The organism is Mucilaginibacter sp. 3215 (genome assembly GCF_050433785.1).
Taxonomy (GTDB): Bacteria; Bacteroidota; Bacteroidia; order Sphingobacteriales; family Sphingobacteriaceae; genus Mucilaginibacter.
The window spans coordinates 1-13287 of sequence record NZ_JBNPWO010000007.1 but is presented as its reverse complement, the minus strand read 5'-3'; the positions used below and the strand labels follow the sequence as shown (position 1 = coordinate 13287).

The window sequence follows — 13287 nt, the reverse complement described above, 5'->3', positions numbered from 1 at the left end:
TTTTGTGTGGTTTTATTTTGGTTAAACGCAAAAATTACCCGCGTTTAACTTTGGGCAACATTGCCAACAGGTATGCAAATTACAAACCGCGCAAATTCACCTTCGGCCGTTTCAACCTTAAGTTCGCCACCATGCCCTTTAGTGATAATATCATAACTCATAGAAAGACCAAGCCCGGTGCCCTGCCCGGTAGGCTTGGTGGTAAAAAAGGGCTGGTAAATTTTATCCAGAACCTTTTGAGGGATGCCCGTACCATTATCTTCCACCGTAATTTGCACCATATTAACACCCGATGGCGATTTTACCTTTTTGGTATTAACTGTTACGGTTGGTTCGTACCCTTCTCCCAAAATCCGTTTCTTTTCGGTTACCGAGTAAAACGAATTGTTAAACAGGTTAAGCAGTACGCGGCCCAAATCCTGCGGAATAGCTTCTATTTTACCCAGATCAGGATCAAAACTGGTTTTCATGCCTGCATTAAATGATTTATCCTTGGCACGCAGACCGTGATAGCTCAGGCGGAGGTATTCATCTGCAAGCGCATTGATATCTGTGGGCTCCTTTTTACCGGTTGTAGCACGCGAATGCTGCAACATGCCTTTAACAATGGCATCAGCACGCTTGCCGTGCTGGTTTATTTTACTCAGGTTTTGGGTAATGTCGTTAATAATATCGCCGGCATCTTCCTTTACGTCGTCGGGCAGTTTATCAAGTACCTCGTCCTTTAGCTCCTCAAGCAGTTCGATACTTACTTCGCTAAAATTGTTTACAAAGTTCAGCGGGTTCTGAATTTCATGGGCAATACCGGCGGTGAGTTCACCCAGTGAGGCCATTTTTTCCGATTGGATCAGCTGCGCCTGAGTGCTTTTAAGTTCGGACAGGGCTTGCTGTAATTCTTCTGTTTGGCGGGTAAGTTCGGCTGTGCGCTCACGAACTTCGCTTTCAAGGTTTACCTTCATGGCTGCCATCATGCGGTTCTGCTCCTGCTCGGCAAAACGTTGTTTCCGTTCATTTTCAAGGGCCTTGGTTTGTTTGCGACTGATAAGCCAAAGCGAAAATGCCCAGATAAGCGAGAACATTACCAGGCTTTGTATCAGGTTATCGTGGTTTTCGTAAAAATTAGGGAACCATTTTTCTAATACATCTTGTATCAAGCCGGCAATTGCATAAGGGATCAATGCGAAGGCAAGTTGTTTGCCCGATTTCAAATCTTCGATATAATAGGGTGATATGACAACCCCTAAAAAGAACAGATGTGATATTATCGTGGTCAGCCTTTCTCCATGATCAAAACTTACACCGAATATGAAGATTGCTATAGCAATATAATAGCCTATGTTAAGGTATTTGTTCCACTTGGTTAGCAGCCCGTCATTCTTCAGGTGCCTCCTGAATTGAGTGATCACAAATACGGCAAGGAAAGGTTCTAAACTCATGAAGGTTGTTTTACTTCTTTTATAAATGCGAAGCCGAAATTTAACAATTTTATAGAGATTATTAAACTATGCCTGTAATTTATCAAGAGTAACAGATTAAACAATCTATTTTAATTGCTTTGGTGTTTTATCCCGCATTTATAAAGCAACCTTAAAGCTGTATAAAACGTAGTTAATAATGAAACCAGTGATGAACCTGGTTTTAATTGTTTTATCATCCTCTTGAAGCAAGTTTTAAAAAGTATTCTGCTCATCCTTAGTCAATCTGAAAAGCGGAGGCTTGCCAGGTTAATCATTGTGGACATTATTGTCGCCCTTTTGGATGTTGCTTTTTTAGCAATGCTGTTGCTAATGGTTAATTTTTATACACAGCAAGGCACAAGGACTAACTATAATTTTTTATCGGCCAGTTTTGTCGATAATAAATCGCTGTGGCTTATCGGGATCTTCCTTGTGCTTTTCGCGATAAAAAATTGCATCGGGTTCTTTGCCCAAAACGCGCAGCATCATTTTTTTTACCAGGTAGCTTCGAGGTTATCCGAACGTAATATCCGAAAATACCTTGATGCAGGTTTTGATCAGTTCATTCACATCGATTCATCAGTACATACCCGGCGAATCAGCCAGCAGCCGATTGAATTTAGTCATTACATCCTCACCAATTTTCAGCAAATAATATCTCAAACTGTATTGATCCTTTTTACTATTGGGGCTATTATGTTCTATCACCCGGCCTTGTTTGTTTTGTTGTTTGTGTTGCTGCTGCCGCCTGTCGCGGCTTTGGGTTGGTTCATTAAAACCAGGCTAAAATTTATCAGGGGGCAGATCAAAACCGTGAGTGAAAAAACGCTTCAGCACTTAAATGAATCATTATCTGGCTATGTAGAAAGCAATATCTATCAGAAAAACGATTTCTTCAGCCGCCGTTTTTTCAGCTATCAACAGCAGCTTAACCATAATATAGCGTCGCAGCAAACCTGGCAAAACCTGCCATCGCGTTTGATGGAGGTATTTGCCGTTCTGGGTTTTTTTATTCTCATTGCTGTAAATAAATTAATGGGCGATACTACCGTGATTAGCATCCTTACTATAGGCATTTTTGTAGCGGCAGCATATAAGATCATCCCTGGTATTGTAAAGATCCTGAACAGCAGCGGGCAAATGAAGACCTATGAATTTATCCTGGCCGACCTCATCGTTGAACAAAATAATAAACTACAGGTTAAGGAAGTTGTTGGCGAACAGATTTGGTCATTGAAATTTGAAAAAGTAAGTTTCAGTTACCCGAACAAAACTGTTTTGGATGAACTTTACTTTGAGATTGCTCCCGGTGATATTGTGGGCATTTCGGGGAACTCTGGGAGGGGGAAAACTACCATCATTAACCTGTTAACCGGTTTTTTGGAGCCGGCCAAAGGGGGCATTTATATCAACAATAAAATTGCTGCCGCGCCAATGCGCCGGCTTTATTGTAAAAACATCTCCCTGGTTAAACAACAACCGTTTTTTATATATGATACTATCCTAAAGAACATCATACTTGATGATAAAATCGCCGATGAGCAAAAGTTGACCAGTGTACTGGAGTTTTGCGGCTTAGATAAGCTGGTTGCGGAGTATCCCGAAGGTACTGCTAAAGTCATTACCGAAAACGGTAAAAACATCAGCGGCGGTCAGCGCCAAAGGATCATGCTGGCCCGGGCGCTTTATCATAATCATGATCTGTTAATTTTAGATGAGCCTTTCAGGGAAATGGATGCGGATGCGGAAAATGAATTGTTAACCAAATTGCAGCAACTGGCCCGGCAGGGAAAAATGATCATCCTGATCACCCATAACAAGGACAGCCTGGCTATTTGTAATAAAGTGATCTCGCCCAATGGATAACTGTAAAAAAGCATTGCTCATCCTGAGCCCAGGTTTCCCCGAAAGCGAAGCCGATACTACCTGTTTACCGCCTCAACAGGTTTTTGTACGGGCATTAAAAGCCGAAAATCCGGAATTGCATATCATTGTGCTAAGTTTTCAATATCCTTTTTTCGCGGCCGAGTATGATTGGCATGGTATACGGGTAATCAGTTTTGGAGGAAGAAGCCGTGGTAAATTACTCAGACTGAATACCTGGCTAAAAGTATGGCGAGCTTTAGGGCTTTTAAACAAGCAATACCAAATATTGGGCTTGTTAAGCTTTTGGCTTGGCGAATGTGCCTTCGTTGGTCATTATTTTGCCCGGATAAAAAATATTAAGCACCGTTGCTGGATGCTGGGGCAGGATGCAAAAGGCGGGAACAAATATGCTAAGTGGATAAAGCCAAAAGGAGATGAGCTGATAGCGCTGTCGGATTTTATTGTACGTGAGTTCACCAAAAATTACCAGGTAAAACCACTGAATGTTATCCCGGTGGGAATAGATACTTCATTATTTGCTGATTTATCTGCCGGAAAAGACATTCATATTTCAGGGGTAGGGTCGCTTATTCCCTTGAAACGGTTTCACCTGTTTATTGAAGCTGTTGCCATGCTGAAGCAATATTACCCGGATATAAAAACGGTGATATGCGGCGATGGCCCGGAAAAGGAAAAATTATTAAAACAGATCAAATCAAAGCAACTTGAAAATAACATAACCCTTGCAGGCGAACTGCCGCATCATGAAGTGCTTAAAATGATGCAGCGCTCAAGAGTGTTATTTCACCCTTCGGAATATGAAGGCTTCGGCGCTGTTTGCCTTGAAGCCCTGTATGCGGGAGCTGAAGTAGTGAGTTTTGTTAAACCGATGGATAATAGTATTACCAACTGGTATATTGTAAATGATATGGAAGAAGCCGGGCAAACTATCCGTTGGGTTTTGGATAAACCGGATTCGGGGAAGAAAAATGTATTGGTTTATGAGATCAGGGATAATGTAAGGAAGATGATGGGGTTGTTTGAGCAGTAGGTTTTATCCGCAGCTGGTGATTGCAAAAGCAAGCATTCAAAGGCTTTGCACTATGCTCTCAACCCTCTCAGCAATAGCCTCAAACGATAAGTTTTGCTTATAATATTCAATGGATAATCTCCGCTTTTTTGCAACATTCATTTGTGTAGTTTGCAGGAGCGCAGCAAGCAATGCAGCTTCATTTCCCGGTTCATACAATACGCCGCATTCCCCATTGTTAGTGATCATCCTGAACGAAAGGATGTCTGTAACCAACGGCACGCATCCGCATGACATGGCCTCGCAAATAGCGGTACCGCTACCTTCATAATGTGAGCCAGAGAGAATGAAGTTGGCACTGTTGTACCAGTATAATAAATCGGCGTGAGGAACTTTACCAATTAATTCAATAGCTTCTATATTTGGTGATGAGTTTAATAAGTCGTTGATCTTCGGCAGTAACTCTTCGGTATGGTAGATCATAAAGAGCTTTGCCCCGGGCGAACTTTCGGCGAATTTCAAAAAGGCTCTCACTACATTTAACGGATCTTTATTTTCGTTTAAACGGCCTACCCATAAAAACACCGGGTTGCCTTTTGCACCCGTTTGGGAGGTGGCTTCCAGACGGTCTATAAGGTAAAAAACCGAAGAAACTTCCATTACCTCATGTATTTTACCAAGCGATTTGAGGTTGCCGGCGGCAATCCATTCCATACCCATATCATGCGATGCAAACAAGTTGGCGTCAACCAACCTGTCGGCTGCCCGCTGAAGTAGTTTTTTTAAACCGGTGAAAGGTTTTTCAGCATGATTTTGCACAATGATCTTTACTTTGCGGCCAAGCACAAGGCGTAGCTGGATAACCTGCAAGGGGAAATGCAAACCATGTACTATTACCACATCGGGTTTAAGGCTTTTAATATACAAATGCAAAGCCCACGGAAAATATTTGAGCGCCGCTTTTGGGTATCTTCTGAAATGGTAGTTAACCCCGTTTTGTGTCAGTTCACCTTCGTAATTGATTTGTTCAATGCTGATCACCTCGTTGCTTCTGGCCAGGGCTTCTAATATGCCGGTATACATATTAATGCGCTTTAGCCAGGCCTGTGGCTGGTTAAACTCTTTGGTGTACACATAACTGGCTAAAACGTATCTCATTTAAAAAGTATCAATGGTGGCAAAAGCAAATGCTATTTTTATTTAGCGGTATCAAGGTCTTTATCCAAGCCCAAAACGTGGCATCCACCACCGCTTAAATAAATCGCTTTGAGTTTCGATTTTGACCATATTTTTTTGATGATATTCATGCGGCAGGCAGGGCTGAGTAGGGCATAGGAAAACCGGCATCCGGCTTGTATCGTTTTATTTCGGCTATCAAACCGGGTATATCGCCCATCACGTATTTGAAATGATTGCCGGTAAAGACCTTACTGTAATTTTGTGTAATGATATCCGTAAGCTGGTGATAAAGCGATTCATCGAACAGCAAAATCACGCCCTTATGCATCACCAGTAAAATATCATTGGGTGTTATATCATAAAAAGCCTGCAAACCAACTTTGCCTTTTGCTTTAGCTATTACAATATCGGCATCAAATCCGCTGGTAATGCTGCCACCATTCAGTTTCCAGGTTTGGGCAGGGGATGAGGTAAGAGAGCTGTACAATTCATCATCATTAAGCATTTGGGTTTTACGCGCAAGGCGAATGTGATGCCAGATGTCCCAATGCCCGGTAAGCGTACTATCAGTGCCAAATAAAATCGTTGTTTTGCTTCTCAGCTCATCAATGGCCGCTGTTTTATTAAGCAGGAAGTAGTTTGATTCGGGACACCAAACCAAGGCTTCGAAATGTTTGGCTTGTTGAGGATCCATAGCTATTCCATGAATCCCGATGAGTTTACGCTTAAGGATATTCCATTTAACTAGTTCATCTATTTCGGTATGGGCGGTATCGTTTGTGCCCTCACCTGTATGGATAACGGCCGGTATATTTATTTTAAGCGGGTTATTGAGCCGTTTCTTCCAGCTTTTTTCAAAGCGGACAGAATGGATACTCTGGCAATTATCAAATATGGTGATGAGAGGATCATTTATGGTAGCTTTTTCGCCATGGTTTACTACTGTAGTAATGCCGCAAAGCAGGTTTTTATAAACACCCCAGCGCTCGCGCAGGGCAATAGGGATTTTTAGCACAGATGCAATCTCATCAGCGTAAACGCGGTGAATGTGTTTTCCCCATTCGGTATAACTTTCATAGGTTTTATTGCCAAGCTGCGGAAAAAGATTGAAATCAAGATGGTCATGCGAGTTGATCAGGCCCGGAAAGGCAATGGCATCCACAAAGGTCAGCTGTTCGCGGTCATCAGTATGTGAAGGGGAAACCTGTTTTATTTTACCCTCACTTATACTTATGCTCACCACGGCATCATTTCCCGGTATCATCACATTATTCAGTACCATCAGTTCTCCTCAAGTGCAACCCGTAAATAATGGGGAAGCCTTTATACTTATCATAAACATGAAGCGCGTTTTTATTGGCATAATAATGCTTCATGGTTTCATCTATTTTAATTTCTTCTTCGGCAATTAGCTTAAAACCGCTGTTCAGCAACAGATCTTTAATGGTATTTACGGGGTGCACATAGTTTTCGACCGCTATAAAACTGCTGCCATGTTTAAATGTCCGCTTGCCGCCGTTTGCAAGTGTCTGCGGATGGAAATCGGTAATAATGATGTCGCCGGTTGGTTTCAGGATGCGCATCCAGGCCTGCAGGGCAGTTTCAATATTTTTGATGTGCGCAACGGTAAGGGTTGAAACTATGGTGTCAAAACTCCCCGATGGCATGTCACCGAACAGGTCGTCGGTAATTCGGTAAATATTTGCCGATAGAAACTTTCGCTGTAAACGGGCCAGCATTCCGGCAGATGTGTCAAAGCCTGTTAACCGCCCCGGATTTAGCGCAAATATTTTTTCCCAATGCCTGCCGGTACCGCAGCCAATATCGGCCACGTTTTTACCGGTGATACTTGTGCTGTTCACTAATCGCAGAAATAAGATCTCATCCAGGTCGAGCATCAGGTTGCCGGGCTGCTTATCATAGTTTTCAGCCCAGATGTCATAGGCATCAACCGAGTTTTTTTCCAGGATGTTGGGCGGAAAAAAACGTTGCTTAATATAATTTTTTACAGTTTGGATCACAGTTCCGGGGGTATTTAATTAAACCTTATATCAGCAGATACGGCTGTTAAATAATAATGGTTGCCAGCTATTTTATTTATAAAGGCAGGCAACCTGTGTGAAAGCCAGGGCGTATTTATTATTGTGAAAGTGATAGTGTAGAAGCTCAGATTAATTGTTGAATGGGCAATCCCCCTCATTTGTGATTGGGTATGGCAGTGGGTTTTATTTTGTGTGCAGACTTTGTAATGGCAGGGGTGCTTTACAGGCCGCTTAAACTAAAAGATAAACCCATTGCCGGAGGGATTGAGAGCAAAGTATTGATACTAACAGATGAACAAGATATTATTATTTAACCCGCGCAGTGCAAATAACAAGTATCGCATACCTAATTCGATACTAAATATAGCGGCCTCGGTTGATGGAAAATATGACTGGGTAATTGTTGACGGCAATTGTGAGCATGACCCGATGGTAAAGATAGATAGCTATTTAAGTACCGGCGAGTTTAAATACTTTGGGTTTACAGTTATGCCCGGTCCGCAGTTAAAGCAGGCTATTACTGCGGCAAAAACTATAAAGCAGAGATATCCCAATACCAAAATGATCTGGGGCGGGTATTTTCCATCAAATCAGCCTAACGCGGTTTTATATTCCGGTTATGTCGATTTTATTATCAACGGGCCCGGTGATCACGCTTTCCCCGCCTTGATTGACGCTTTAGAGAAAAATGAGCCTTACGAGTTTATCCGTAACCTCATTTACAAAGCCACAGACGGCAAGATCATCAAGACCGCCAAAGAAGACCTTTTAGACCAGGACAGCCTGCCGCCGCTGCCTTATGATAAGCTGAACACTTTTTACCCTATCACCAAGTTTTTAGGGAAGACCTATTTGGGCGAAAAAACGATGGCTTATCACTCCAGCATCGGCTGCCCCTTCACCTGCTCCTTTTGTGCTGTAGTGCCGATATATGAGGCAAGGTGGAAGGCAAAATCAGCTCAGAATGTTTACAAGGATGTAAAATATATTAAAGATAAATGGGGTGCAGATGCCATTGAGTTTCATGATAACAACTTTTTTGTATCAGAAAAGCGCGCGGTTGAGTTTGCCCGTTTAATAAAACCCGAAAACATGACCTGGTGGGGTATGGCCCGCATCGATACTATGTCGAAATTTAAAGATTCATCCCTTGCCGCAATCCGCGAATCAGGATGTAAGATCATCTTTTTCGGGGCCGAAAGCGGTAACAACGCCATTTTAGAACAGATGGATAAGGGCGGTACGCAAACAGGCGACCAGATCATTGAGTTTGCCGAACGTCTTAAAAAGTTTGACATCATACCCGAATATTCTTTTGTATTAGGCACTCCGGCGCCAACCCAGGAACAGGTTCAGTCGCAAATTGATTTTGAAATAGACTTTATAAAAAAGGTAAAGGCTGTTAACCCTAAAACCGAGATCGTGATTTATACCTACAGTCCTGTGCCTACGGAAGGGTCAGAATTGTTTAAGCAGGTAATGAAAAGCGGCTTCCGTTTTCCCGAAACCCTGGAGGACTGGATAAGCCCGGCATGGGAAGCCTTTGATCTTCGTAAAAATCCGCTCACGCCATGGCTTACACCGGAAATGATCGATAAGATCAGGAATTTTGAAACGGTGCTGAACGGGGTGTATCCAACGGTAACGGATATCAGGCTAAATATGATTAAACGTATGGCCATCAAACTGGTAGCTACCATGCGCTATAAGGCGAGCATGTACCATTATCCTTATGAAATAAAGTTGCTACAAAAGGTTTGGCGTTACAGACAGCCCGAAATACAGGGATTTTAATTTATGCAGATGACAGGCCAATCGTTATATCATACCTTTCAGCGTTTCCGTACATTGCAAACGCACCGCATCGCTGCGTTGCCCATCGTGATTTTGATGCCGCACAGTGCCTGCAACTGCCGTTGCGTAATGTGCGATATCTGGAAGGATAATAAAAACCTGAAGCAGCTTACCGAAGCCGACGTGACCGATCTGTTAAGTGCTTTACGAAAATTCGGTACAAAGCAGGTATTGATGTCGGGCGGGGAAGCGTTGCTGAATACCAATTTTTTCAGGTTATGCGAGATTTTGCGTGCTGAAAAGATCAAAGTTACGCTGCTGTCGACAGGTTTGTCTATCAGGAAAAACGCGTTCAATATTTTAAAATGGGTTGACGATTTGATTGTTTCTTTAGATGGCGATGAACTTTTACATGATGCCATCCGAAATGTTCCAGGGGCATTCAATAAATTGCAGGAGGGAGTGGAGTACATCAAATCTCTCGAACCCCAATATCGCATTACAGCCCGTACCGTAATTCACCGTTTAAATTTCAGGAACTGGCCGGCCATTATTGAGGCTGCAAAGCAAATGGGCATTGACCAGGTGAGCTTTTTACCTGCCGATGTGAGCAGCCATGCCTTTAACCGCCAAACTGCATGGGCGGAGCCACGGCAACACGAAATACTGCCGACCGAAAGCGAACTTGCCGATTTTCAGGAGATAACAAACCAGGTACTTGCCAACAAAGATGATTTTGCCAACAGGTTCATTGCCGAATCTCCTGCTAAGATCCGGGATATTTATGGTTATTATGCTGCTTTTTATGGCCATAATGCATTCCCGTTTAAAAAGTGTAATGCACCATGGGTGTCGGCAGTGATTGAGGCTGACGGCGCGGTACGGCCGTGCTTTTTTCATGAAGCGATAGGTAACATCAGGGATAATTCGTTAAATGATATTTTGAACAGCAAAGAGGCGATCAATTTTCGCAAAACACTGGATATGGCTAATGACCCTACCTGTGTTAAATGTGTATGCTCGCTTAATTTATCGCCGCTGGCGAGGTTGGATTGATAAAATAGAAATTATAAAAGCACGGGATTTGTGCGATTCCCCTCTTGAGAGGGATGTAGGGGTGCGTTTCTTTCAAGATTGCTCGCATGCGGAATAACACACCCCTGCAATTACACAGCCTCACGCACCCCCTCTCAAGAGGGGAATGAAATCAGGTCTTTAAACGTATGAACAATATACTGTTTACACATTCTTACTTTTTACGGTTCGACCCAAAGCAATGGGGCATAGGGCAACCTTATGCGCCGCTGGGCACTATATACGCTGCTGCGCTGATGCGGGAACAGGGTTACCGGGTAAGCCTGTTTGATACCATGTTTGTGAGCAATCCTGATGAGGTGATAGCCGCTATTGAGTTAAATAAACCCGATTTTTTTGTGGTTTATGACGATGGGTTCAACTACCTGACCAAAATGTGCCTCACCAATATGCGCGAGGCTGCATTTAAAATGTGCAAGCTGGCTAAGGAACGTGGCTGTACAGTTATCGTTTCCAGCTCAGATTCAACCGACAGGTATGCAGCATATCTTGCCGAAGGAGCTGATTTTGTGATATTGGGTGAAGCCGAACAAACGCTGACAGAACTTACTGACCATATCCGAAGTGGCAATACTGATCATTTTGAGATAAAAGGATTAGCTTACACGAGCGGCAGCGAGATTATTAAAACACCCGGCCGCGCGGTAATGAAGGAACTGGATAGTTTGCCAATGCCCGCCTGGGATTTGGTGAATATGGATACCTACCGGGATATGTGGATGAAGAATGCAGGCTATTTTTCAATTAATGTGGTAACCACCCGCGGTTGTCCGTTCAAGTGTAACTGGTGTGCCAAGCCTATTTATGGCAACCGGTATAATTCTCACAGTCCGCAGTATATTGTTAATGAGCTTAAAATGCTTAAGGAGCGGTACCAGATGGATCATATCTGGTTTTGTGATGATATTTTTGGGTTGAAACCCGGTTGGGTACAGGAATTCGCCAAACTGCTGGCACAGGAGCGAATTAAGATCCGTTTCAAGATCCAGTCGCGGGCCGATTTATTGGCAGAGGAAGAAGCTGTAGCAGCCCTGGCCGCCGCCGGTTGTGAAAACGTGTGGATAGGAGCCGAAAGCGGATCGCAGAAGGTACTGGACGCCATGGATAAGGGTATCACTATCGACCAGATTCATACGGCTACGCACCTCATGAAAGCGCATGGCATTAAGCCATCGTTCTTTATCCAGTTTGGCTATCCCGAAGAAACGCGGGATGATATTACGCTTACGATAGATATGATTAACCGGTTGCTGCCATTTGAGATTGGTATTTCGGTATCGTATCCGCTGCCGGGTACCGGTTTTTACGAGCGCGTTAAAAACGAGTTGAAAAAGAAAACCAACTGGACAGACTCCGACGAGATGGCGCTGATGTTTAAAAACACCTATCCGCCTTTTTACTACAAGCAATTGCATAAATACGTCCACCGCAACTATCACAAGCACCTGGCAAAAAATAGCTTCCAAAAACTGCTGAAAGATCCGTTTGGGAGCTCGGTAAAAAATATCAGGAAAGCATTATCGGTTTTTTATTATGCACCGCTTACCTATCTTGAAAAGCTGAAACTGGAAAAATTTGAAAAGGCAATATGACCGGCACCGCATCAAGTATAAACGAACAATTTGCCGAGGCTGCATTTAGCAACCAGTCGGTAGTTTTTGATGAGCTGTACTCAGGCGACACGATAATTGCGTACAAGCGCAAACGCGTGCGTGATCATATCCTGCAATACCTGAAGCCTGGAAGCAACATCCTTGAACTGAATAGTGGTACCGGTGAAGATGCGCTGTTTTTTGCACAAAAAGGATTTAAAGTACATGCTACCGATATTTCAAAAGGGATGCAGCAGCAACTCCGCGAAAAGGTGGTAAAGTATGATATGCAGCATGCCGTAAGCAATGAGCTTTGTTCATATACGCAGCTTGAACAGCTAAACAATAAAGGCCCTTATGATCTGATCTTTTCCAACTTTGCAGGCCTCAATTGTACCGGCGAACTGGAAAAAGTATTGAGCTCATTTGCCGGGCTACTAAATCCGGGAGGCACGGTTACCCTGGTGGCGCTGCCCAAATTCTGCCTTTGGGAAACTTTACTGGTATTTAAAGGGAAATTTAAAACTGCTTTTCGCCGGTTTTTTAGCAGTAATGGCCGCAAGGCGCATGTTGAAGGAGTTTATTTTGATTGCTTCTATTACAACCCATCCTACATTACAAAATGTTTAAAATCCGATTTTGAGGTATTGGGTATTGAGGGCTTGTGTACCATCGTACCGCCATCATATATTGAAGGCTTTGCCGAAAAACATCCGCGCGCCTATAAAACACTTGCCCGTTGGGAGAATAGGCTGAAGGCCACCTGGCCGTTTAAGTACGTGGGCGATTATTATATTATTTCGCTGAGGAAAATGTAATTGAGAACGTCACGCTGAGTTTTGGAATCCAGCGGACTGTGAAGGGCTAATGACAAAAAGATAGTGGTCACCCTGAGCTTGTCGAAGGGTCGCGCGCAGAGGCCCTGCCCGCCATGCTTCGAGGGCCTACCCATGACAAGATAAAAAATGTGTTTTTTCGCAGCAGATCAGCTTCGGGTGAAAACGAACAGAACGATGCTGGGCGGTGCGGTTGCAGGGGCATAGCAAGTTTTTGCAGAAGCGGAAGCATTGCGTGCGAAGCGGGGCAAAATAATTGCAGCCCGTGGTTCTGTTCGTTTTGCAGGGTGAAGGCCACGCGGAGGGCTATGGGGCCAGGTTGTGCGCAAAGAAGCCTCTCTGCTGCAAGCCTTTTTGGTTACTTTTGTGGCGACAAAAGTAACTGGCCCCGCGCGG

10 protein-coding genes are annotated in these 13287 nt (G+C 43.6%); 6 read left to right on the top strand and 4 right to left on the bottom strand.

What is annotated here, in order from left to right; all coding sequences use genetic code 11:
- Positions 1–44: 44 nt before the first annotated feature.
- Entirely contained in the window at positions 45–1436 is a 1392-nt protein-coding gene (locus ABIC84_RS13885; RefSeq protein ID WP_090524901.1) for a sensor histidine kinase, read from the bottom strand.
- 297 nt (positions 1437–1733) lie between these two features.
- Here ABIC84_RS13885 and ABIC84_RS13880 point away from each other — a divergent pair, with 297 nt between their 5' ends.
- Both ABIC84_RS13880 and ABIC84_RS13875 read left to right on the top strand, forming a co-directional pair.
- Positions 1734–3323 (top strand): ATP-binding cassette domain-containing protein, encoded by a 1590-nt coding sequence (locus tag ABIC84_RS13880; protein WP_426588907.1) that lies wholly within the window; start codon positions 1734–1736, stop codon positions 3321–3323.
- Entirely contained in the window at positions 3316–4374 is a 1059-nt protein-coding gene (locus tag ABIC84_RS13875; RefSeq protein WP_429263906.1) for a glycosyltransferase, read from the top strand. The genes ABIC84_RS13880 and ABIC84_RS13875 overlap by 8 nt, the downstream gene beginning before the upstream one ends.
- Positions 4375–4410: 36 nt before the next feature.
- Here ABIC84_RS13875 and ABIC84_RS13870 read toward each other — a convergent pair whose 3' ends face one another.
- From ABIC84_RS13870 to ABIC84_RS13860, 3 genes are all read right to left on the bottom strand, one after another.
- Complete coding sequence (locus tag ABIC84_RS13870) at positions 4411–5511, bottom strand: glycosyltransferase family 4 protein (RefSeq protein ID WP_429263905.1); 1101 nt, start codon at positions 5509–5511, stop codon at positions 4411–4413.
- Positions 5512–5656: 145 nt separating this feature from the next.
- A complete protein-coding gene (locus ABIC84_RS13865; protein WP_429263904.1) occupies positions 5657–6814 on the bottom strand; it encodes an amidohydrolase family protein in 1158 nt (385 codons plus the stop codon).
- The gene (locus ABIC84_RS13860) at positions 6801–7553 is read right to left on the bottom strand and encodes a class I SAM-dependent methyltransferase (RefSeq protein ID WP_429263903.1); all 753 of its coding nucleotides are present in this window, start codon (positions 7551–7553) and stop codon (positions 6801–6803) included. The genes ABIC84_RS13865 and ABIC84_RS13860 overlap by 14 nt, the downstream gene beginning before the upstream one ends.
- Before the next feature lie 312 nt (positions 7554–7865).
- Between ABIC84_RS13860 and ABIC84_RS13855 the strand changes: the two genes are divergently transcribed.
- The 4 genes from ABIC84_RS13855 (at position 7866) to ABIC84_RS13840 (ending at position 12873) form a co-directional block, all read left to right on the top strand.
- On the top strand, positions 7866–9368 hold the full coding sequence (locus ABIC84_RS13855) for a B12-binding domain-containing radical SAM protein (RefSeq protein ID WP_429263902.1): 1503 nt from the start codon (positions 7866–7868) through the stop codon (positions 9366–9368).
- Between the two features lie 9 nt (positions 9369–9377).
- Complete coding sequence (locus ABIC84_RS13850) at positions 9378–10424, top strand: SPASM domain-containing protein (protein ID WP_429263901.1); 1047 nt, start codon at positions 9378–9380, stop codon at positions 10422–10424.
- A gap of 167 nt (positions 10425–10591) precedes the next feature.
- Entirely contained in the window at positions 10592–12055 is a 1464-nt protein-coding gene (locus ABIC84_RS13845) for a B12-binding domain-containing radical SAM protein (protein ID WP_429263900.1), read from the top strand.
- Complete coding sequence (locus ABIC84_RS13840) at positions 12052–12873, top strand: class I SAM-dependent methyltransferase (RefSeq protein ID WP_429263899.1); 822 nt, start codon at positions 12052–12054, stop codon at positions 12871–12873. Before ABIC84_RS13845 ends, ABIC84_RS13840 begins: the two co-directional genes overlap by 4 nt.
- Positions 12874–13287 lie beyond the last annotated feature (414 nt).

Coding starts and splice junctions, on each gene's coding strand:
- ABIC84_RS13885 (WP_090524901.1), bottom strand. CDS start 1,436: ATGAGTTTAGAACCTTTCCTTGCCGTATTTGTGATCACTCAATTCAGG.
- ABIC84_RS13875 (WP_429263906.1), top strand. CDS start 3,316: ATGGATAACTGTAAAAAAGCATTGCTCATCCTGAGCCCAGGTTTCCCC.
- ABIC84_RS13870 (WP_429263905.1), bottom strand. CDS start 5,511: ATGAGATACGTTTTAGCCAGTTATGTGTACACCAAAGAGTTTAACCAG.
- ABIC84_RS13865 (WP_429263904.1), bottom strand. CDS start 6,814: ATGGTACTGAATAATGTGATGATACCGGGAAATGATGCCGTGGTGAGC.
- ABIC84_RS13855 (WP_429263902.1), top strand. CDS start 7,866: ATGAACAAGATATTATTATTTAACCCGCGCAGTGCAAATAACAAGTAT.
- ABIC84_RS13850 (WP_429263901.1), top strand. CDS start 9,378: ATGACAGGCCAATCGTTATATCATACCTTTCAGCGTTTCCGTACATTG.
- ABIC84_RS13845 (WP_429263900.1), top strand. CDS start 10,592: ATGAACAATATACTGTTTACACATTCTTACTTTTTACGGTTCGACCCA.
- ABIC84_RS13840 (WP_429263899.1), top strand. CDS start 12,052: ATGACCGGCACCGCATCAAGTATAAACGAACAATTTGCCGAGGCTGCA.